This window comes from Pseudomonas sp. TE31087, assembly GCF_057284075.1.
This window is the reverse complement of the sequence record NZ_JBXVNN010000001.1, coordinates 5,217,467-5,237,922: the sequence shown is the minus strand read 5'-3', so window position 1 is coordinate 5,237,922 and position 20,456 is coordinate 5,217,467. Positions and strand designations below refer to the sequence as shown.

The following is a 20,456-nucleotide window of genomic DNA, read 5'->3' as shown; positions in this document are numbered from 1 at the left end:
TACCTGGGAGCCCCCGCGATGCTGCTCAGACCTGGTCGAACGCCTGCCAGCCACCGCCCAGCGCCTTGTACAGCCCCACCAGCGCCTGCGACACCGCCGCCGAGCTGTCGATCCACTGCTCCTCGCTGGCCAGCAACGCCGACTGCACCGTCAGCACGTTGAGAAAGTCCACCGCCCCTTCCACATACTGGCGCTGCGCGGTCTCCAGGGCGATGCGGTTCTGCCGCACCGCCTCGGCCAGGTGATCGCGACGCAACTGGCTGGCGTTGTACAGGCGCAGCACATCGTCGATCTCATGCCAGGCGCCGAGCACCACCTTGCGGTAGTTCAGCGCCGCTTCCTGCTGCTGAGCCTCGCGCAGTTCCAACTGGCCCTTGAGCCGTCCGCCCTCGAAGATCGGCAACGACAGCTGCGGCCCGAAGGCGAACCTGCGCGAATCCCAGGCACCGAAATCGGACAACTGCATGGCCTGGAAACCGACACTTCCGGACAGGCGGATGCTCGGATAGAAATCGGCCTTGGCCACGCCGATGCTGGCGGTGGCCGCATGCAACCGGGCCTCGGCCTGGCGGATATCCGGACGGCGCTCGGCCAGCTCCGACGGCACGCCGATGGCAAAGCGCTGCTGCGGCGCGGGCAATTCGCCGCCCTGCAGCAGCTGGGACTGCAAGCTGCGCGGCGGTTCGGCGGCAAGCAGGCTCAGGGCATTGATCAGGTCGTCGCGGCGGGCCTCCAGGGTCGGCAGGCGCGCCTCGATCGACGCCACCTGGGCGCTGGCCTGGGCGACGTCGAGCCGGGTGGCGACACCTTCGGCCTGGCGGCCTTCGGACAGCTTCAGGCTGTGCCGGGCAACCTTGAGGTTGTCCTGGGTGATGTCCAGGGTGTGCTGCACGGCGCGCAGCTGGATGTAGTTGCCGGCGGTTTCCGACAGCAGCGCCAGCAGCACGCCACGGCGATCGTTCTCGGCGACCGCCACGGTCGCATCGGCGGCCTCGACTTGACGGCGCACACGCCCCCACAGGTCCAGTTCCCAACCGGCGACCAGATCGCCTTGCCACAAGTTATACGCCGACTTGCCGGCCTTGCCGGAGGGGTCGTTCAATCCTTCGGCGCTGTTACGCGCCCGGCTGTAGCCTGCGTTTGCATCCACCGAAGGCATCTCGTCGGCCGCCACGGTGCTACGCAAGGCGCGGCTTTGCAGCAGGCGGGCGCTGGCCATCTGCAGGTCGAGATTGCGTTCGGCGACCTGCTGGATCAACGCGCTCAGCTGGGCGTCGTGAAAGCTGTCCCACCAGCGCAGTTCCAGCGGTTCGGCTACCGGCTGGCTGGCCGCTGCCTCACTTTGCAACGAGGCCCAATCCCGAGGCGCTTCGCTGGACGGGCTCTGGAAATCCGGTCCGAGGGTGCAGCCGGCCAGCATCGCGGCCAGCAGCAAGGGGGCCGCTGCGCGCCCCTTTCGCGGCGCAAGGCCGCTCCTACAAAGGATCGCGGTCGCCTGTAGGAGCGGCCTTGTGCCGCGAAAGGGCTGCGCAGCAGCCCCGGCACTCTCAATTTTTTCAACCACATTGCTCATCGCGCCGTCACCTCTTTAACGGCCAGCTTGTCGCCCTGGGTATCGATGACCGCCTCCACCGACATGCCCACCCGCAGGCGCTCCAACAACGGCTGGCCATCGTCAAAGACAATCTTCACCGGAATACGCTGCACCACCTTGGTGAAGTTGCCGGTGGCGTTGTCCGGTTTCACTGCCGCGAAGGTCACCCCCGTGGCCGGGGCGATGCTCTCGACGCGGCCGTGGAGTTTCTCGCCGGAAAAGGTATCGACGCTGATGCTCACCGGCTGGCCCGGCTGAACGTGGGTCAGCTGGGTCTCCTGGAAATTGCCGACGATGTAGGCGCGCTCCAGCGGCACCACCGACAACAGTCGTGCGCCCGGATTGACGTAGGCGCCGACGCGCAGGGCGCGCTCACCGACCATGCCGTCCACCGGCGCAGCAATGCGGGTGTAGGACAGATCCAGCCGGGCTTTCTCCAGGCCGGCCTCGGCCCGTTTCAGCTGGCCATCGGCACTGGCCACCTGGGCGTCGAGGATATCCACCTGCTTGCGCGTCGCCACCAGCGCCGCCTGGGTGTTGGCCAGCCGGGCACGGGCCTGGTCAACGCCGCTGCGCGCCTGCTGGGCGTTCTGCACGGTGCCGGCGCCCTGCTCGGCCAGGCGGCTGTAGCGGGTCACTTCGTGATCGGCGAACGCGGCCTCGGCCTGGGCCGCCTTCACCGCGGCCTCGGCCTGGGCGATCAGCGCCGCCTGGCGCTCGAGGGTGGCGCGGGCATCCAGGCTCTGCGCCCTGGCCACCAGCAACTGGGCCTGGGCCGCGTCGAGGGCGGCCTGGTAATCCCGTGGGTCGATGGTCGCCAGTAACTGCCCGGCCTTCACCTGCTGGTTGTCCTCCACCAGCACTTCCTTGATGAAGCCCGCCACCTTCGGCGCAACCACGGTGTAGTCGGCGGTCACGTAGGCGTCGTTGGTGCTCTGGCGGTGGTCGCTGCCGAACATCCAGGGGCCGACGATGGCGGCCAGCACGGCCACGGCGAGCACCGAGCCGATAAGGATTGTCTTGCGGTTGTTGGTCATTTCAAGGTCTCGGATTCATCCACGGATTCAGGCCACCGCACGCGGCGGGAAGATCCGGGTAGGCACGAAGGGGATCAGGCAGATCAGGGCGACAGCGATGCCCGCCATCACCAGGTAAAGGTCGGCCGAGGTCAGCACCAGGGCCTGTTCATGGATGCGCTTGGCCAGGCCAACGGTGTTGTCGTCGATCAATGGCGCGTTGCCCAGGCTGTCGACCAGGCGGTTGGAATGAAAATGCCGGCGCAGGGTACCCAGGGCGTCGAGCAGACCGCCGGCGATCACCGCCGACAGGCCCTTGACCGTGTTGAACCAGGCGGAGGCGAACGGGCCTTCCTGCGGGGTCATGCCATTGGTGGAAAGCATCAGCAGCGGCAGCACCGCCATGGGTTGGCCGAACACCTGCAGCAGGTAGAACGGATAGAAATCGCCGCGGATCCACTGCGAGGTCAGCAGGCTGCTGCCCACGCACGAGACCGCCAGCATGGCCAGGCCCGTCGCCAGCACCCAGCGGCAGTCCACCGCGCGGATGTTGCACAGCGCTGCGGTCAACGGCAGGGCGATCAGCTGCGGCATGGCCACCAGCATCATCAACGGGCTGGTCTGCGCCGGGCGATAGCCCTGGATCTGCGCCAGGTAGGCGGACGGAATGCTGCCCACCCCCGAAAGCACGATCAGCACCCCGGCCAGGGTCACCAGAGCGAAGCTCAGGTTGCGCCGCGTGAGCATGCGCAACTGGAAGAACGGCAGCGGCTCGGACCATTCGTTGAACATGAACAGCACCAGCAGCAACACGCCGCCGCCGAGCAGCCAGCAGATCAGCGGCGAATCGAACCAGCCCCAGCGATCGCCCAGCGACAGTCCGAGGACGATGCAGCTGATCGCCGGCAGGCCGAGCAACACGCCACGCCAGTCCAGTTGCCTGAAGCGCTCGAGGCGCAGCGGGTCCTGGGGCAGGCCCCAGCCGACGCAGGCGATCGCCAGCAGCGACGGCAGGATGATCTGCCAGAACGCCCATTGCCAGCCGACGTATTCAGTCCACAGGCCCGCCAACGGCGTGCCCAGGTTGGGTCCGAAGGTGGCGGTCAGGGCATAGCAGGCCAGGCCGTAGACCTTGATGCCCGGCGGCAGGAAACGCAGCGCCACGCTCATCAGCATCGGCGGCAAGGCGCCCGAGGCGAAGCCCTGCAGCACGCGCAGCAGCATCAGGCTGTGCAGGTTGGGGGCGAAGGGTTGGATCAGGCCAAGCACGGCGAACAGGCCGACGGCGCTCATGGTGAAGCGGCGCAACGAGAAGGTGGTGGCCAGCCAGGGCGCGAAGGCCATGGCCGAGACCGAGGCGGCGGCATACACCGCCAGCAGCCAGGCACCTTCATCGGCGCCGATGCCCATGGCACCACGGATGTCGCTCAGGGAAATCTTGGTCACCGCCTCGTTGAGCCCGGCGCACAGCACCGCCAGCAACACGCCGAACAGGCCGACCACCACCCGCAGGCCGAACGCCGTCTGCGCAGGGGCGACCAGCGCGGCAGTAGGCGCGGTCAGGGAACTCATGGATAGACATCTCCAGCAACAAATTCAGGGCTGGAGCAAGTCTATGAAGGTCGAATGCTGACGAAAACTGACTTGTTGGAAGGTTTATGTTGCGTCAGACGCAATCCATGAGAAATGCGCATCCCCTGTAGGAGCGGCCTTGTGCCGCGAAAGGGCTGCAAAGCAGCCCCAGCGATTTTTGCGTTAACGCCGAAATCCGGGGCCGCTATGCGGCCCTTTCGCGGCACAAGGCCGCTCCTACCGAGAACGCGCAGGGTTTGAGGCTGGCGTGGGCTCGCCCGCGCAGCAGGCGCGCATGGTCTGGCGCAGCCAGCGATGCGCCGGGTCGTTGTCGAACCGCGGATGCCAGGCCTGCATCACCCGCACCCGCTCCAGCGGCACCGGGATCTCGAACGAGCGCAGCGGCAGGCCGAACTTGGTCACGCTGCCGAGGATGTTCGCCGGCATCGGCAGGATCAGGTCCGACTCCGGCAACGAGAACATCGCCGAATGAAAGCTCGGCGTGATCAGCGCCACCCTGCGCTGCACGCCATGGGCGCCCAGCTCCACGTCGATCGGCCCATTGGCCCGCCCGCGCCGCGACACACTGATCTGCGGGTAGCGGGCAAAGCGCTGCGGGGTGATCTCGGCGTCGAAGATCGGGTGGTCGGCCCGGGCCAGTCCGACGAACCAGGTGTCGAACAGGCTCTGCACCTTGATCTCCGGTCCCATATCGATGCTCGAACTGACCACCAGGTCGATCTGCCCGTGGCGCAGCACCAGGTCGTCGTCGCCCTGGTGCTCGGGGACGAAGCGCAGCACGGTGTTCGGTGCCTGTTCGAGCATCATGTGCAGCAGGCGCGCACCGTACAGGGCGATGAACAGGTCGTTGGTACGGATGTTGAAGGCCCGGTCGAGGTTCGGCAGGTCGACCTCGTCGCCACTGCGAAACACCAGACCGGCCTGCTCCACCAGCGCCCGTACCTGGTCGCGCAGGGCCAGTGCCCGGGGCGTCGGTACCAGGCCACGGCCAGCGCGCACCAGGATCGGGTCGCCCATGGCCTCGCGGATGCGCCCCAGCGTGCGGCTCATGGCCGCCGGGCTCAGGTTCATGCGCTGGGCAGCGCCGACCACGCTGCCTTCGTCGAGCAGGGCGTCGAGTGCGACGAGCAGGTTCATGTCCGGGAGTTGCATGGCCGTTTTCCGTGACAGCTGTGGGAAACGCGATGGTATCAGGTTGGTGGATTGCGTCAGGCGCAATGGCACCGTGCATGGAGGGCCATTTATCCCGGCCGGTCGATGCGTCAACCTGTACCGGCCCTCTCGCGGGGCAAGCCCGCTCCCACGCCATTCGCAAAACACTCGTGGGAGCGGGCTTGCCCCGCGATAGGGAGATCCAGCGTTTAAGAATGTCACCGCCCTGCAAGGAACCCCCATGCCCCGCCCGGTCCTGATTGCCATCGACGCCTCCCCCGCCAGCCACGCCCTGCTCGACCTCGCCCGTCGCTACTGCCGCCCTGACGAACACACCCTGCACGTGCTGCTGGCCATCGACTCTACCTTTGCCGTGCACGACCACCGTACGGCCTACACCGAAGAAGAGCTGGAGGAATACCCCGCCGCCTGCGACGAACAGCAATTGGCCGAGCACGCCGTGAACAGCGCCGTGGGCACCCTGCGCGAAGCCGGGTTCGACAGCCTGGGCTGCATGGTGGCCGGCCAGCCGGTGGAGGCGATCATCACCAAGGCCCGAGAGCTTGAATGCGAGCTGATCATCATTGGCCACCGCCACCTGTCGCGGGTCGGAAGGCTGCTGGATCCGTCAATCAGTGCCAAGGTGATCGACCGGGTACAAGTCCCAGTGCTGGTTGGGGCCGCTTGAGCCAGGAAAGCCGTTGATCAGGCAGGACACACCAGGTAATGCACTCGCATTACCTTGCTCGATATTACCCCTCGCGGACCTATGATCATGGCCACTACCTTCGAAGCCGAGTCGACCCTGACCGAGCGCTACCAGACGACGGTCCCCGAAACCGTTCGCCGCGCATTGGGCCTGAAAAAACGTGACAAGATTCACTACTCGATCCGCCCCGACGGAGCGGTAATACTGACCCGCGCAGAGACAGCCGAGGAAGACCCCGCCGTGGGGCAGTTCCTGGATTTCCTGGCCCGGGATATCGCCACGAATCCGCAACGATTGAAGGTTGTCGATGCAGAGCTCGTCGCTCGCCTGGATGCACTGGTGGGCGACGTTGAAATCGATCTCGATCAACCTCTCTCGGCGGATGATGAATGACTGAAACGAGGCGCAAACCTCTTTGCGTGCATGGCTGGAGCGTGTTCGCCCACCCCCTCTTTCTCGACAAACTGGAGGCACTCATCGATGAAGTCGAAGTGCTTCAGAAGAAGGATCCGGTCGGCTACGTAAAGAAAAATGCGGCAAAACGATTGAAGGCCGTCAGACGCTTGGCCTTCGACGTCATTGCCCAGGCGCCTGGCAACGCTGACCATCGAATGGGCGGCACACTGGGCGCGGAACACAAGCACTGGTTTCGTGCAAAGTTCTTCCAGCAATACCGCTTGTTTTATCGCTATCACGCCTCCAGCAAGATCATCGTGTTGGCGTGGGTGAACGATGACGACAGCAAACACGCTTACGAAAGCAGTGACGATGCCTACAGAGTGTTCCGTCGCATGCTGGGCAGCGGACACCCTCCTGATGACTGGGACCAACTGTTGCAGGAAGCGACCGCGGCAACAGCTCGATTCAACGCCACCCTCAAGCGCTGACACCTGCCCACCAATCCATCAACGGCGTCAACGCAAGAACCGGATCATTCCTCGCTCGGTTTAACCACCACCGTACAGGTCGTCCCAGCCGCCAGCAGGAATCCTTCCGGCACTTCATCGATATGGATCCGCACCGGCACCCGCTGCGCCAGGCGCACCCAGTTGAAGGTTGGGTTCACATCGGCGATCAGCTCACGGCTCTGCGGGTTGTCGCGGTCGTAGATGCCCCGGGCGATGCTCTCCACATGCCCCTTGATCCGCTCGCCGCTCATCATCTGCAGCTCGGCCACATCGCCCACCTTCACATGGGGCAACTTGGTCTCCTCGAAAAAGCCGTACACCCAGAACGACTGCTCATCCACCACCGCCATCACCGCCTCGCCGGTGCGGGCGTAGTCGCCCTTGTGGATGTTCAGGTTGGTCACGTAGCCATCGACGGTGGCGACGATCTGCGTGCGCTTGAGGTTCAGCTCGGCGGCCGCCAGCCGGGCCTGGGCATGCTGGTAGTCGGCCAGTGCCGAGCTGGCGATGTTGCTGGCGTCGTCGCGGTTCTCCTTGGAGATCACCAGGTTGTCCAGATCGGCGCGGCGCCTGGCGTTGACCTTGCGCATTTCCCAGGTGGCCTTGCGCGAGGCCACCAGTGCCTTGGCCTGGTCCACCGCCAGCTGGTAGTGCTCGGCATCGATGCGGATCAGCACATCGCCCTTCTTCACTCGCTGGTTGTCCTTGACCGGCACGTCCACCACATAGCCCGGCACATCGGCGGCGACGTTGATGATGTCGGCGCGCACCCGGCCGTCGCGGGTCCACGGCGTGGTCATGTAGTGCAGCCACAGCTGACGGCCGATCGCCACGGCAGCGACCAGCACCAGCAGGGTGGCGATCAGGCTGAAGAACTTTTTCATTGCAGGATTCTCACCAGTAGAGCGACAGCGCCAGGGCGCCGAACAGGCAGACGAACAGCGACAGGCGCAGCAGCGCCGGGTGCCAGAAGAAGCGATAGCCATCAACGCTTGCGATGAACCGGTCCAGCCCCCAGGCCAGGCCCAGGGCGAACAGGAACATCAAGGTCATGGTGGGCATGTACACGCCATGGAAGGCGATCTCACGGGGCATGGTGCAATCCTTTCGCCGGGGCCAGCGGCGACTGTGGGTCGAGCAGGGAGGAACGGATGAAGTGCAGGTAGCTCTGCGCCCGGCGCAGCACCGAGGTGTCAAAGTGCCGGGCGAAGGGTTCGTCGGTGGCCTGCACGCGGCTGATGGCGTGGTCCACCGCCACCAGCGCGCGCTCGTGGTTGCTGGCGCTGGGTTGCAGGAACAGCCGCGCCAGGGCCCGGCCCATCACGCGGATGGCCTGGCGCCAGGGCTGCGACTCGGCGTAGGCCGGGTGGATCGGCGCACGGGCCTGCTCCTTGCGCAGCTCGATGATCGCGTGGCCGATCTCCAGCACGGTGAACATCCAGCCCATCAGCTCGCTCTGCACCTGCGGCTTGCCGGCTGCCAGGCCATAGGCCTGGTGCAGCAGGTCGCGGGTGCGGCTCTCGAACGCCGAGCCCAACCCGCGCAGGCGCCCACCGATGGCGAACAGCACCTGCTCGCGCAGCTCCTGCTCCAGGCGGCACCACAGCCAGCGGCTGTTGGGCGGCAGGATGATCGCCCCTGCCGCGGCGCAGACAAACATGCCGATGACCATGCCGATGTAGTCATTGATGAAGGTGTAGGGGTCGTAGACCGTCAGGTTGTTCGGCACCGAGCCGATGGCGAAGAACACCAGCAGGCCCAGGCCGTAACCGGCATAGGCCGGGCGCGAAGCGAGGAACGCGCCGAATACGAACACCGGCGCCAGCACCATGCACAGCAGCGGGAAACCGTCGATCCAGGGGAACACGAAGAACGTCTCGAAGAACCCGACGAAGGCGCCGATCGCCGTGCCGCAGGCCATCTGGAACGACATGCGTTTGGGGTTCGGCGAGGCCGCCGACAGGCCCACGGTGACCGTGGCGATCAGGGTCATCATGGCGCCGCTGGGCCAGTCGCTGAGCAGCCAGTAGCTGCCCAGCAGAAGCAGCACCGCCGAGGCGCGCACGCCGGCCGCCAGTGATACCAGCCAGCTGGTCTGGGCCACGTAGGGCTCGTCCCACTGCTCGCGCTCGTGCTTGTGCACGGCCAGCGAGGCGTGGGTCTCGGCGTAGCTGTACATCTCGTCGACGAAGCGGTAGAGCAGCTCGAAGGCGGTATGGAAGTCGAGCAGGTCGGACTCGCTCGGGTTGGTCTCCAGGTACTCGGCGCGCAGGCCACGCACCTGGGCCTGCAGGCCTTCCTTGTAGGTGCCCAGCTCCAGTGCCAGGCGCAAGGCATCAGCGTCAGTCAGAGCCCGACCGACATAGGGCTGCAGCAGCTCGGCCAGGGTGTCCAGGCCGGGCTCGATGGCGCTGACGATCTGCAACGGGCCACGGGCGCGCAGGCGTTCGAGCAACCGGTGCAGGGCGTTGAAGCGCGTGGTGATGGCCATGAACTCACTGTTCATGCGCACCAGGCGGCCGGAGCGCCGGCGCATATGCGGGTCTTCGAAGGCGGTGACGTTGCGCAGGCTTTCCAGGCCCACCGCCTCGGCGACAAAGCGCACGTTGCTGGTCTCGAAGCGGTCGCGCTGACTGTCGCCGCGCAGGGCCTCGACCACCACCCCGGCGAACACGCCGAAACGCTGGTACAGGGCGTTGCGCATGGCGGCACTGGCCGACTGCGGCAGGATCGCGGCACTGACGAAAGTCGAGACGAGAATCCCCAGGGCGATCTCCAGCACCCGCCACACTGCCGCCATGAACGCCTGGTCGGGGTGCTGCAGCACCGGCAGGCCGATCATCGCCGCCGTGTAACCGGCCAGCACGAAACCATAGGCGCGGAAGGTGCGGTAGCGCATGGCGCCCGCCGAGCACAGGCCGACCCACAGCGCCAGGCTGGGCAGGAACAGCTCGGTGTTCTGCGGAAAGATTGCCATCAACGCGACCATCATCGCCGAGCCGGCCAAGGTACCGAGCACCCGGTAGAAGCTCTTGGCGAACACATGGCCGCTCTGCGGCTGCATGACGATGAACACGGTGATCATCGCCGTGCGCGGCTGCGGCAACTCCAGGCGCATGGCCAGCCACAGGGTGATGAACGCGGCGGCCAGCACCTTGAAGATGTAGACCCAGGTGACCCCGTCGGTGCGCGCCCAGGCAAAGAAGCCCCGGCGCCACTCCAGGCTCCGCAGCCAGCGCAGGGGCAAGCTCGATGTGCTCATTCGGCGTGGTCCGGCTGGTCGAAGATGGCCAGGGTGGCCGGCGTTTTCGGGGCGGCCTGGCGCTCTTGCTCAGGGACATCCTTGCCCGCCTCCAGGCCGCCGCCCAGGGCGGTGACCAGCTCGGCGTGGGCGGTCAGGCGCGCGGCCTGCACCTGCTGCTGCACCTGCTGCTGGCGGAACAGCAGGGTCTGGGCGTTGAGCACGTTGAGGTAATCGGTCAGGCCACGCTGGAAGGCGACGGTGGCGATGTCGTAGGTCTTCTGCGCGGCGGCCACGCTTTCGGCGGCGAAATGCGCCTGCTCCTTCATCGACTCGCGGCGGATCAGTTGGTCGGAGATGTTCTTCAACGCACCGATCACCGTCTGGTTGTAGCGTGCCACGGCCACGTCATAGCCGGCCGAGGCCACGCCCAGCTGCGAGCGCAGGCGGCCGCCATCGAAGATCGGCAGGCTGATGGCCGGCCCCACGTTGTAGTTGAACTTGCGCCCGGTGAGGAACTCCAGCGGGCCGCCGCCGGTGGCCATGAAGCCAAGGCCGCCGACCAGGTCGACGTTGGGGAAGAAACCGGCGTGGGCCACGTCGATGCCACGGGCCTGGGCCGCCACCTGCCAGCGGCTGGCAACCACGTCCGGGCGCTGGCCGACCAGTTCGGCGGGCAGGTTCGACGGCAGTTTCAGCGGCGCGCCGAGGGTCAGGGTCGGGCGTTGCAGCTGTGCGCCCTCCCCTGGCCCCTTGCCGGCCAGGGCGGCCAGCTGGTTACGAGTCAGGGCGATTTCTTCGTTGAGGCTGTCGATCTGGCGGTGGGTTTCCGGCAGCGGCGCCTCGGCCTGGCTGACCTCGAAATGGGTGCCGATGCCGCCGTCCAGGCGGCGCTTGGCCAGGCCGACGATCTGCTCCTGCTGGGCAAGCTCGGCCTGGACGATATCGCGCCGGGCGTAATGCAGGCTGAGCTGGATATAGGCGCGCACCACGTTGTTCTCCAGTTCCAGCTGGGCCTGGCGCGCCTCGGCGACGCTCACGTGCGCCTGGTCCACGGCCTGCTCGCTGGCATTGCGCTCGCGGCCCCACAGGTCCAGGGCGTAGCTGAAGCCGATGGCGGCGTTGTTGTCCCAGGTGTTGGCGCCGGACAACGCGCCCGGGCCGTAGAACTGATCCTCGGGCCAATTGTGGCGTTTGAGCGTGGCGTTGCCATTGGCCTGCAGTTTTTCCGCCGACTCGACCACACCGGCCATGGCCTTGGCTTCCCGTACCCGGGCGGCGGCCATGGCCATGCTCGGGCTGCCGGCCATGGCCTGGGCGATCCAGGCGTCGAGCTGCGGGTCGCCATAGGCGCGCCACCATTGCTGGGCCGGCCAGTGGGCGTCGCGCGCGGCCTCGCGGATCTCGGCGTCGGTGGTCAGTTGGTTGGCTTGGAGGGTCTTGCTTTGCGGGGCGATGCCCCAGGTTCCGATACAGCCGCTCAAGGTGAGACAAAGGGCACAGGCACTGAGCGCATGGAGCGCTCTGATGTGGCGACGCGGCACAGCTGCGATTTCCCGAGGAAGAGGTGGAGGGGCCGAGCAATTCTAGGGGCCGCCCGCACTGGCGATAAGCGCATAATCCTGCGAATCTTTGTTACCAAAACAGCGATAATCCGGCTTTAGTCGGAGGCGAAACTCCGTTACTTCATGTCACAATTTTGTCCTCTAAACCGAGAGTGACCCATGGACACCTTGCAAAACATGCGTGCTTTCAGTTGCGTGGCCCAGCTCGGCAGCTTCACCGCTGCCGCGGCGCAACTGGATACGACCACCGCGAACGTGTCGCGGGCGGTCTCCAACCTGGAAGCCCATCTGCAAACCCGCCTGCTCAACCGCACCACCCGGCGCATCGCGCTGACCGAGGCCGGCAAGCGCTACCTGATGCGCTGCGAACAGATTCTTACCTATGTGGAAGAAGCCGAGGCCGAGGCCAGCGACGCCCACGCCCGCCCCGCCGGGCAGTTGAAGGTGCATTCGATGACTGGGGTTGGTCAGCACTTCGTGGTCGACGCCATCGCCCGCTACCGCGAGTCGCATCCGGACGTGACCTTCGACCTGACCATGGCCAACCGCGTGCCCGACCTGCTGGACGAGGGCTACGATGTATCCATCGTGCTGGCCAGCGAACTGCCTGACTCGGGCTTCGTCTCGCAACGCCTGGGCATCACCTACAGCATCGTCTGCGCCTCACCCGAGTACGTGGCCCGACACGGCAGCGCGCACAAGCCGGCCGACCTGCTCAAGCATGCCTGCCTGCGCATGGTCAGCCCGGTGATCCCGCTGGAGAAGTGGCTGTTCGACGGCCCGGAAGGCCAGGAGATGGTCAACATCACCACCTCGCCGTTCCAGGTCAACTCGGCGGACGCGATGAAGACCGCGATCCGCAGCGGCATGGGCGTGGGCGTGCTGCCGATCTACTCGGCCATCGACGGCCTGCGCGACGGCAGCCTGGTGCGGATCATGCCGGAGTATCGCCTGCAGGAGCTGAACCTGTACGCGATCTACCCGTCGCGCCAGTACCTGGATGCCAAGATCAAGACCTGGGTCGAGTACCTGCGCAACTCGCTGCCGGAGATTCTTGCCGCGCACGAGGCTGACCTGAAGACCCACGAGCTGCTGATCGCCAACTGAAAAAGCTGCTGCATTGGGGGCGAGGACAATGGTAGGTTGCTAACCATTGATTCCAGCGTCTGGCAGACAGGGCTATGGGAGGGCTTCGCCCTCCATCGCGACACAAGGCCGCTCCTACAGGGTTATCCGGCACCTGTAGGAGCGGCCTTGCGCCGCGAAAGGGCCGCACAGCGGCCCCGCTCTTCTGCCCGAGTCCACCCCACGCCTTGCAGAGAAGCAGCCCGATGAAAAAGACCGTCCTGGCCTTCAGCCGCATCACGCCAGCCATGGCCGAACGCCTGCAACAAGACTTCAACGTGATCGTGCCGAACCCGAAACTCGGCGACATCAGCGCCCAGTTCAACGAAGCCCTGCCCGAGGCCCACGGCCTGATCGGCGTCGGCCGCAAGCTCGGCCGGGCGCAGCTCGAAGGCGCGGGCAAGCTGGAGGTGGTGTCCAGCGTCTCGGTCGGCTACGACAACTACGACCTGGACTACTTCAACGAACGCGGCATCGCCCTGACCAACACCCCCGACGTGCTCACCGAAAGCACCGCCGACCTGGGCTTCGCCCTGATCATGGGCTGTGCTCGGCGCACCGCCGAGCTGGATGCCTGGACCAAGGCCGGCCACTGGCAGGCCACCGTCGGCCCGGCGCAGTTCGGCTGCGATGTGCACGGCAAGAAGCTGGGCATCGTCGGCATGGGCAACATCGGCGCGGCCATCGCCCGTCGTGGCCGCTTCGGTTTCAACATGCAAGTGCTGTACACCGGCAACAGCCGCAAGACCGCGCTGGAACAGGAACTGGGCGCACAGTTCCGCAGCCTGGATGCCCTGCTGGGCGAAGCCGATTTCGTCTGCCTGGTGGTGCCGCTGTCCGACGCCACCCGCAAGCTGATTGGCGCCCGCGAACTGCAGTTGATGAAGCCCAGCGCATTTCTGGTCAATATCGCCCGGGGGCCGGTGGTGGACGAAGCGGCGCTGGTCGAGGCGCTGCAGAACGGCACGATCCGCGGCGCCGGGCTGGATGTTTACGAGAAAGAGCCGCTCGCCGACTCGCCGCTGTTCAAACTGCCCAACGCCCTGACCCTGCCGCACATCGGCTCGGCCACCGCCGAGACCCGCGAGGCCATGGCCAACCGTGCGCTGGACAACCTGCGGGCGGCGTTGCTGGGTGAGCGGCCGCGAGATCTGGTGAATCCGCAGGTGTGGAAACACTGAAAGGTTGCTGCCAACCGTTCTGCCTCTTCGCGGGTAAACCCGCTCCCACAGGGACTGTGCAAGCCGTGTGGGAGCGGGTTTACCCGCGAAGAAAACAGTGAAGATTAGCGCCCTACTTGGCCATGGCCGTCATTATGACCGGCCTGGATTTCGGCTTGCGAAACACCAGCACATTCCCCGCCATCACCGCCACCAGGCCCAGCAATGCCGGCGCCGTCCATTGGTAGCCCTCGGCGAATGCCGACACATTCAACGCCACCAGCGGGAACAGTACCGTGCAATAGGCTGCCCGCTCCGGCCCCATGCGTCCGACCAGGGTCAGGTAGGCGGTGAAGGCGATCACCGAACCCGGGATCACCAGGTACAACAGCGAGCCGATGTAGCGGGCGCTCCACTCCATGTCGAAGGGGATGCCCTTTGCCAAGCAGTACACCGCCAGCATCGAGGCGCCATAGAGCATGCCCCAAGCATTGGTGGTCATGGGCTTGAGCCCGGCCTTCTGCTGCACGCTGGAGAGCATGTTGCCGGCCGAGAAGCACAGCGTGCCGAGCAGGCCCAATCCCAGGCCGTACAAGGTCTCGCGGCTGGCGGCGTGGTGCGAGAGTTCCGGCCAGAACAGCAAGCCCAGGCCGAGCAGGCCCAGGGCGCCGCCACCGAGCACATTGGCGGCGATCTTCTGGCCGAAGAAGATCCGTGCATTGATGGCATTCCACAAGGTGGCGGTGGAGAACACCACGGCGATCAGGCCGCTGGCGACCCACTGGCTGGCAGTGAGGAAGCACATGAAGTTGACGCAGAACAGGCACAACCCCTGGGCCAGGCAAACCAGGTGACCACGCCGGTTCATCGGTTGCAGGCGACGGGTGAGCAGCAGGAAGGCGAACAGGATGAGCCCGGCCAGGGCGAAGCGGTAGACGATCGACACCGGGATGGCGACCTCGCCCAACTGCCATTTCAAGGCAATCCAGGTGGTGCCCCAGATCAGGACGGTGAGCAGGTAGAGCGACAGGTTCATGATGGACTCCCTCGACAGGTATCAGGCCTATCGCGGGGCAAGCCCGCTCCCACAGGGCGCATGCGACCTCGGTGGGAGCGGGCTTGCCCCGCGATGAAAACCCCATGAGCCCAGTTTCTTGCGCCATTGCTGTTCGGCGCTTGCATAAACTTGCGCTTTTCCTCCCCGGGTAGCTGCCATCCCGGTGCCGGCGCAGTACGATGGCCAGCAGAGGAACCGCCCATGCCCCCACTCGATCACCTGCAGGTCTTCAACGTCCTGAACGCCTCGCCCCACGCCAGGCTGGAGCTGAGCGCGCAACTGGGCGACGGGCTGGCGGCGGCCTTGTGGAGCAACCGCGACGATGCCCGCGACTACCAGGCGCCCAGCCATCACACGCTGTCGTGCTACATCGCCGACGGCACCGGCACCTTCCGTCGCCAGCGCCCTGGCGATCGCGGCGCACCGGACAAACTGTGCGTGATGCCCGCCGGCCACGAGTCGAACTGGGTGATCAACGGCACGATTCGCCTGGCCCACCTGTACATCAGCGAGGAACAGTTCGCCCTTGGCTGCACCCGCCTGCTGGACCGCGAGCCGCGGGAGATGCAGCTACGCGAGGCGACCTTCCTCGACGACCCGCAACAGGCCCGGCGCTTCCGCGAGCTGATCGGCCTGGACTGGGCCGAGCCCGGCGAACGCCTGCTGGCCAGCAGCCTGGCCCACGACATCATCGACCACGCCGTGCTCAACCAGGTCGGCCTGCGCCAGGGGCTCAAGCTCAAGGGTGGGCTGGCGCCGCACCAGCGCCGGCAACTGGTGGACTTCATCGAGGCCAACCTCGACCAGCCATTGACGTTGGGGGAGCTGGCGCTGCGCTGCAACCTGTCCGAATACCACTTCGCGCGGATGTTCCGGGCGAGCTTTGGACTGCCGCCGCATCAGTACCTGCTGGCCCGGCGGCTGCAGCGGGCGTGTCGGTTGCTGCGCATGGGCACGTTGCCCCTGGGCGAGGTGGCGTTGTTGTGCGGGTTTGCCAGTGCCAGCCATTTCAGCAATCGGTTCAGGCAGGCGCTGGGGGCGACTCCGGGGGCGTATCGGGCGGCGTTCGCCAGTTGAATCCTGGGGCCGCTTTGCGGCCCTTTCGCGACACAAGGCCGCTCCTACAGGAGACCGCCTACCTCTGTAGGAGCGGCCTTGTGTCGCGAAAGGACCGCAAAGCGGTCCCGGCGATTTAAAACTCTAAGGTACTCGACAAGCTCACCTGCCGCGCATCCCCCACCGCGACGAAGTAACGGTTCACCGCCGAGCTGTAATACACCTTGTCGAACAGGTTCTTCACGTTCAGCTGCAGCCGCACCTTGTGCTCGTCCAACTTCGTTTCATAGCTGGCGAAGGCATCGGCCACGGTGTACGCCGGCAGGTCGAAATCATTGGTCGCGTTCCCCGCACGCTCCCCCACATAACGCGCACCAGCCCCCAGTCTCAGGCGATCGCCGCCGAACAGACTGCCATAGTCATACACCGCCGACAGCGAACCACTGTGCCGGGCGACATTCTGCAGGCGATTGCCCTTGAGCTGCGGGTCCTTGGTCACCTCGGCGTCGGTGAAGGCGTAGGCGCCGATCAGGCTCCAGCGCTCGCTGAGCTGGCCGGTCAGGTCCAGCTCGACGCCCCGTGAGCGCACTTCGCCCGCGTTGCTGTAGAGAATGGTGCCCGGCTGGGTGTCGCCATCGGCCACCAGCACGTTGCGCTTGGTGATGTCGAACAACGCCAGGGTACCGGTCAGCGCCCCCGGCACATCGAGCTTGGCCCCGATTTCCCAGGACTTGCCCTCCTCCGGCGCGATGCCTGAGTCCAGGGTCAGGGTGCGACCACCGCCGATGCTCAGCGGGGCGATGGTCGAGTTGGGCTTGAACGACTCACTGTAGCTGGCATACAACGACAGCTGGTCATCGACCTTGTACACCACGCCCGCATGGGGCACCCAGGTCTGGTCGCTGGTGTCGGTATTGACGTTGAACGGCCGGCCGCGCCCGGCGTACTGGTCGTACTGCTGAAAGCGCCCGCCGGCCACCAGAATCCAGTGCTCGTCCAGGTGCCAGGCGTCCTGCAGGAACAGCGAATCGGTGCGCAGCTTGTCGGTCTGGTCGCTGTCGCTGGCGCGCACGCTGGTGCCTTCCACTTCGCGGCCATAGACCGGGTTCAGGTAGCTGAAGGTCGAGCGGCTATTCTGGCGGATCAGGTCGGCGCGGTAGACCTTGCGGTCCTCATGGTCGACACCGACCACCAGGTCGTGGCGCATGCCCGCCAGCTCAACGCTGCCGTTGAGGCTGAGGGTGGCGAACTGGTCGCGGCTCAGGGCGCCCTGGGTGCCATCGATGCTGCGTGACAGCGTGCCCTTGCTTTCATCCACGCCGGTCACGCGGACCTGGCTGGCGTCGTAGGTCTCGCGGTTGAAGCTGTAGCCGAAGTGCAGTTTCCAGTCGTCGGCCAGGCGATGATCGACCTCCAGGCGGTACAGGTCGGAGCGACCCTCCATATCGTTGAACGGCTCGTCGAGGCGGCGGGTGGCGGGAATGTTCAACGGGTGGCCGTCACTGCCAAAGGCGGTGCCACGGTCGAACGGGTAGAGAAACTCGCGGTGCTCATAGGCCAGCACCACCTGGGTGTCCTCGCCGTACCAGGCCAGCGACGGCGCCACCAGCGACTCGCGGTGCACGCCGTAGTTACGCCAGTAGTCCTCGTCCTCGTGATCGACGATCAGGCGGTAGGCCAGGTTGCTGTCACCCAGCGCCCCGGTGCTGTCCAGGCCGCCGCCGCTGCCGTTCTTGCCGCTGCCATAGGTCGAGCCCCGCAGGGTCAGGGCGTTGTACTGCTGCAATTGTGGGCGCTTGCTGACCACGTTGATCACCCCGCCCGGGTCCTGGATGCCATACAGCAGCGAGGCCGGCCCCTTGAGCACCTCGACCCGCTCGGTGCTGGCGTTGAGGGCGCGGCCCTGCACGATCGGCATGCCGTCACGCATGATCGAGCCGTCGCGGTTGTCGCCGAAGCCGCGCTTCATCACTGTGTCGGCGGTACCGCCGAAGTTGTTGCCCTGGGTGATGCCGCTGACGTTGTACAGGGCATCGTCCAGGTTGCGCGGCGCCTGGTCGCGGATCACCTGGGCCGGGACCACGTTGACGGCCTGGGGGATGTCCAGCGTCGCGCCCTGGCCACGCATGATCGAGGCGCTGGCCGGCGGCTGGTAGCTGTAGTCGTCCAGTTGCGAGTTGATGGTGGTGGCCTGCAGGTTCAGCGCGCCGGAGCTGTCGACCAGCTCCAGGGTCAGGGTGCGGGCGTCGAGGCGGCGCCAGGCCAGGCCCGAGTTGCCGAGCAACTGCTGCAGCGCCTGGTCGGCGTCGAAGGTGCCGTTCAGCGCCGGGGCCTGCACATCCGGCAGGACCAGGGTGTAGACCACGCTCTGCCCGGTGGCGCGGCTGAAGGCGTTGAGTGCCTGGGCCAGCGGCTGGCTTGGCTGGGCAAAGCTGTAGACCTGGCTCTGCTGCGCGGCCAGGGCCTGGGGCGCGATGGCGATAGCGGGCAGGGAGCAGAGGCCGAACCAGAGCGGGACGCAACGCGGGGTGAACTTCATGGACGCGGACCTGTGAGAGGGATGATCGTTTGCGAATGAATCGCACTTCCACTCACTACACGGATGCCGTGGGGGGATACCTCATCACCTGATCGAAAATTTTTTTTCCTTTACCGACGCTATCGCGGGGCAAGCCCGCTCCCACGAGCCTGCTCCCAAAGCAATTGCGTGGCAGCGGGCTCGTGGGAGCGGGCTTGCCCCGCGATGGCGTCGGCTCAGGTCAACGCAAGACGGTCAGCCGCCCCAGCAGCGTCTGCCGCGAGAAGCCCATCACCTTGCCCAGCGAATCCAGCGCGGACAGTGGTTCCGCCACCGGGAAACTGCCACTGACCCTGCGCTGCCCCAGCTCACCGTCAAGCAACAGGATCCGCCCGGGGTAGTAACGCCCAAGGTCCTCGACCACCTGCGCCAACGGCACCTGGTAATAGTTCAGCCAGCCCTGGCGCCAAGCCAGGCGGCTATCGCTGTCTACCGCCTCGACCCCACCAGCCACACCGTCGGCATAGGCCAGTTGCTGGTTGGCGGTCAGCTCGCGGGCCGCCTGCCCTTCGGCCGCTGTCACCGCCACGCGGCCGCTGCGCACGGTGACCTGGGCGCCATCGCCCTGCCCGCGTACCTCGAACTGGGTCCCCAGCACCCGCACTTCACCGCCCTGGGCATCCACCAGGAACGGCTCGCCGGTATGGGTCACCTCGAAGAACGCGGCGCCGCGCAACAACCGCACGCGCCGCTCGCCCTGGGCGAAATCCACCGCCACGGCTGTGCCGGCATCCAGGGTCAGCTGCGAATGATCGGCCAGGGTCACCTGCCGCACCTGCGCGCCGCTGGTGTAGTCGGCACGCAGGTCCTGCAGCCAGAACTGCGGCTGCCAGCCCGCCGCGCATCCCAGCGCCAGCACAAGACACGCCGCCACCGCCAGGCCGCGCCACGGCCGCTTGCGCGCGGGTCGGCGCATGGCGTCCAGGTACTGTTGCAGGCCCTCTCGCTCCTCGGCCGCCAGCCGCGCCGCCGGTGCTTCGCTCAGGCGCCACAGCGCCTGGGCCTCGGTATAGGCCTGGCGATGGGCCGGGTCTTCCAGCAACCAACGCTTGAACGCCGCGCCCTCGGCCTGCGCCGGCTGCTGCTGGATGCGCCCCAGCCAGCGCAGGGCGGCCTGGGACTGGGCGGCAGTGATTGGCTGTTCAAGACTCATCGACGGGCGCTCCCTGGCCGGCGCAGTGAGGACGCGGGTTCGGCGACGCTCGCCTTGCACGCTTCGAGGGCGCGCATCATATGCTTTTCCACCGCGCTCTGGGACAACTGCATGGCCTTGGCGATCTCGCCGTAGGTGCAGCCATGGATGCGGTTGAGCAGGAAGATCTGCCGCGTGCGCTCGGGCAACGCCCGCAGGGCCGTCTCGATACGCTGCAAGTCGTGATCAATCTCCAGGGCCTGCTCAGGGGCCTGGCTGCCCTGCGCCTCGTCGGGGTCGTGCAGGCCTTCGGCGGCCCGGTCGCGGCTGCCTTCGCTGCGCAGGTAGTCGATGGCCAAGTTGCTGGCGCTGCGCAGCAGGTAGGTGTCGAGCGCCTCGACCTTCACCTCGGGGCGCCGCCAGAAACGCAGGAACAGGTCCTGGACCAGGTCCGACGCCGTGGCGCGGCAGCCGACGCGGCGGCTGACCAGCGCCTCCATGCGTGCGCGCTGGGCCAGGAACACCTGGAGAAAGCGCGCCCGACCGCCGCCAGCCTCGGAGTCGCTCAAG

The 20,456-nt window shown here is 66.4% G+C and carries 18 protein-coding genes; 6 read left to right on the top strand and 12 right to left on the bottom strand.

The genetic code is table 11. The features are described from left to right. Positions 1–25: 25 nt before the first annotated feature. From ACZ899_RS23665 to ACZ899_RS23650, 4 genes are all read right to left on the bottom strand, one after another. Positions 26–1,420, bottom strand: coding sequence for an efflux transporter outer membrane subunit (locus ACZ899_RS23665; protein WP_232855759.1), 1,395 nt, complete (start codon positions 1,418–1,420; stop codon positions 26–28). A 149-nt stretch (positions 1,421–1,569) separates the two neighbouring features. Next, entirely contained in the window at positions 1,570–2,631 is a 1,062-nt protein-coding gene (locus tag ACZ899_RS23660) for an HlyD family secretion protein (protein WP_232855688.1), read from the bottom strand. A 27-nt stretch (positions 2,632–2,658) separates the two neighbouring features. Next, positions 2,659–4,182 carry an MFS transporter gene (locus tag ACZ899_RS23655; RefSeq protein ID WP_234561617.1) on the bottom strand — a complete coding sequence of 508 codons (1,524 nt, stop codon included), beginning with the start codon at positions 4,180–4,182 and terminating at the stop codon, positions 2,659–2,661. 237 nt (positions 4,183–4,419) lie between these two features. Next, the gene (locus ACZ899_RS23650) at positions 4,420–5,355 is read right to left on the bottom strand and encodes a LysR family transcriptional regulator (protein WP_234561618.1); all 936 of its coding nucleotides are present in this window, start codon (positions 5,353–5,355) and stop codon (positions 4,420–4,422) included. A gap of 241 nt (positions 5,356–5,596) precedes the next feature. Here ACZ899_RS23650 and ACZ899_RS23645 point away from each other — a divergent pair, with 241 nt between their 5' ends. The 3 genes from ACZ899_RS23645 (at position 5,597) to ACZ899_RS23635 (ending at position 6,951) form a co-directional block, all read left to right on the top strand. Next, a complete protein-coding gene (locus ACZ899_RS23645; protein WP_234561619.1) occupies positions 5,597–6,043 on the top strand; it encodes a universal stress protein in 447 nt (148 codons plus the stop codon). Positions 6,044–6,130: 87 nt separating this feature from the next. Beyond that, the gene (locus tag ACZ899_RS23640) at positions 6,131–6,457 is read left to right on the top strand and encodes a type II toxin-antitoxin system PrlF family antitoxin (RefSeq protein ID WP_050704328.1); all 327 of its coding nucleotides are present in this window, start codon (positions 6,131–6,133) and stop codon (positions 6,455–6,457) included. Beyond that, positions 6,454–6,951: a type II toxin-antitoxin system YhaV family toxin gene (locus ACZ899_RS23635; RefSeq protein WP_203650632.1), complete on the top strand. Its 498-nt coding sequence runs from the start codon at positions 6,454–6,456 to the stop codon at positions 6,949–6,951. The genes ACZ899_RS23640 and ACZ899_RS23635 overlap by 4 nt, the downstream gene beginning before the upstream one ends. 44 nt (positions 6,952–6,995) lie before the next feature. On the opposite strand, the gene ACZ899_RS23630 is transcribed toward ACZ899_RS23635, so the two are convergent. From ACZ899_RS23630 to ACZ899_RS23615, 4 genes are read right to left on the bottom strand one after another with little or no spacing between them, the layout of a single operon-like run. After that, positions 6,996–7,856 (bottom strand): efflux RND transporter periplasmic adaptor subunit, encoded by an 861-nt coding sequence (locus ACZ899_RS23630; RefSeq protein ID WP_203650630.1) that lies wholly within the window; start codon positions 7,854–7,856, stop codon positions 6,996–6,998. 10 nt (positions 7,857–7,866) lie between these two features. Next, positions 7,867–8,067: a DUF1656 domain-containing protein gene (locus ACZ899_RS23625; protein WP_028689551.1), complete on the bottom strand. Its 201-nt coding sequence runs from the start codon at positions 8,065–8,067 to the stop codon at positions 7,867–7,869. After that, a complete protein-coding gene (locus tag ACZ899_RS23620; RefSeq protein ID WP_234561620.1) occupies positions 8,057–10,234 on the bottom strand; it encodes an FUSC family protein in 2,178 nt (725 codons plus the stop codon). The genes ACZ899_RS23625 and ACZ899_RS23620 overlap by 11 nt, the downstream gene beginning before the upstream one ends. Beyond that, complete coding sequence (locus ACZ899_RS23615) at positions 10,231–11,757, bottom strand: efflux transporter outer membrane subunit (RefSeq protein WP_234561621.1); 1,527 nt, start codon at positions 11,755–11,757, stop codon at positions 10,231–10,233. The genes ACZ899_RS23620 and ACZ899_RS23615 overlap by 4 nt, the downstream gene beginning before the upstream one ends. A 180-nt stretch (positions 11,758–11,937) precedes the next feature. Between ACZ899_RS23615 and ACZ899_RS23610 the strand changes: the two genes are divergently transcribed. Both ACZ899_RS23610 and ACZ899_RS23605 read left to right on the top strand, forming a co-directional pair. Beyond that, on the top strand, positions 11,938–12,885 hold the full coding sequence (locus ACZ899_RS23610) for a LysR family transcriptional regulator (protein WP_028689548.1): 948 nt from the start codon (positions 11,938–11,940) through the stop codon (positions 12,883–12,885). 224 nt (positions 12,886–13,109) lie between these two features. Beyond that, the gene (locus ACZ899_RS23605; protein ID WP_110735837.1) at positions 13,110–14,084 is read left to right on the top strand and encodes a 2-hydroxyacid dehydrogenase; all 975 of its coding nucleotides are present in this window, start codon (positions 13,110–13,112) and stop codon (positions 14,082–14,084) included. A 112-nt stretch (positions 14,085–14,196) separates the two neighbouring features. On the opposite strand, the gene ACZ899_RS23600 is transcribed toward ACZ899_RS23605, so the two are convergent. Further along, positions 14,197–15,099, bottom strand: a complete 903-nt coding sequence (locus tag ACZ899_RS23600) for a DMT family transporter (protein WP_203650618.1) — start codon at positions 15,097–15,099, stop codon at positions 14,197–14,199. Between the two features lie 222 nt (positions 15,100–15,321). Between ACZ899_RS23600 and ACZ899_RS23595 the strand changes: the two genes are divergently transcribed. Continuing rightward, on the top strand, positions 15,322–16,197 hold the full coding sequence (locus ACZ899_RS23595) for a helix-turn-helix domain-containing protein (RefSeq protein ID WP_234561622.1): 876 nt from the start codon (positions 15,322–15,324) through the stop codon (positions 16,195–16,197). A gap of 115 nt (positions 16,198–16,312) precedes the next feature. On the opposite strand, the gene ACZ899_RS23590 is transcribed toward ACZ899_RS23595, so the two are convergent. The 3 genes from ACZ899_RS23590 to ACZ899_RS23580 all read right to left on the bottom strand — a co-directional run bounded on the left by ACZ899_RS23590 (position 16,313) and on the right by ACZ899_RS23580 (position 20,455). Next, positions 16,313–18,715: a TonB-dependent siderophore receptor gene (locus tag ACZ899_RS23590; RefSeq protein WP_234561623.1), complete on the bottom strand. Its 2,403-nt coding sequence runs from the start codon at positions 18,713–18,715 to the stop codon at positions 16,313–16,315. A 220-nt stretch (positions 18,716–18,935) separates the two neighbouring features. Further along, positions 18,936–19,907: a FecR family protein gene (locus tag ACZ899_RS23585; protein WP_234561624.1), complete on the bottom strand. Its 972-nt coding sequence runs from the start codon at positions 19,905–19,907 to the stop codon at positions 18,936–18,938. Next, positions 19,904–20,455 (bottom strand): RNA polymerase sigma factor, encoded by a 552-nt coding sequence (locus ACZ899_RS23580; protein WP_234561625.1) that lies wholly within the window; start codon positions 20,453–20,455, stop codon positions 19,904–19,906. The genes ACZ899_RS23585 and ACZ899_RS23580 overlap by 4 nt, the downstream gene beginning before the upstream one ends. Position 20,456 lies beyond the last annotated feature (1 nt).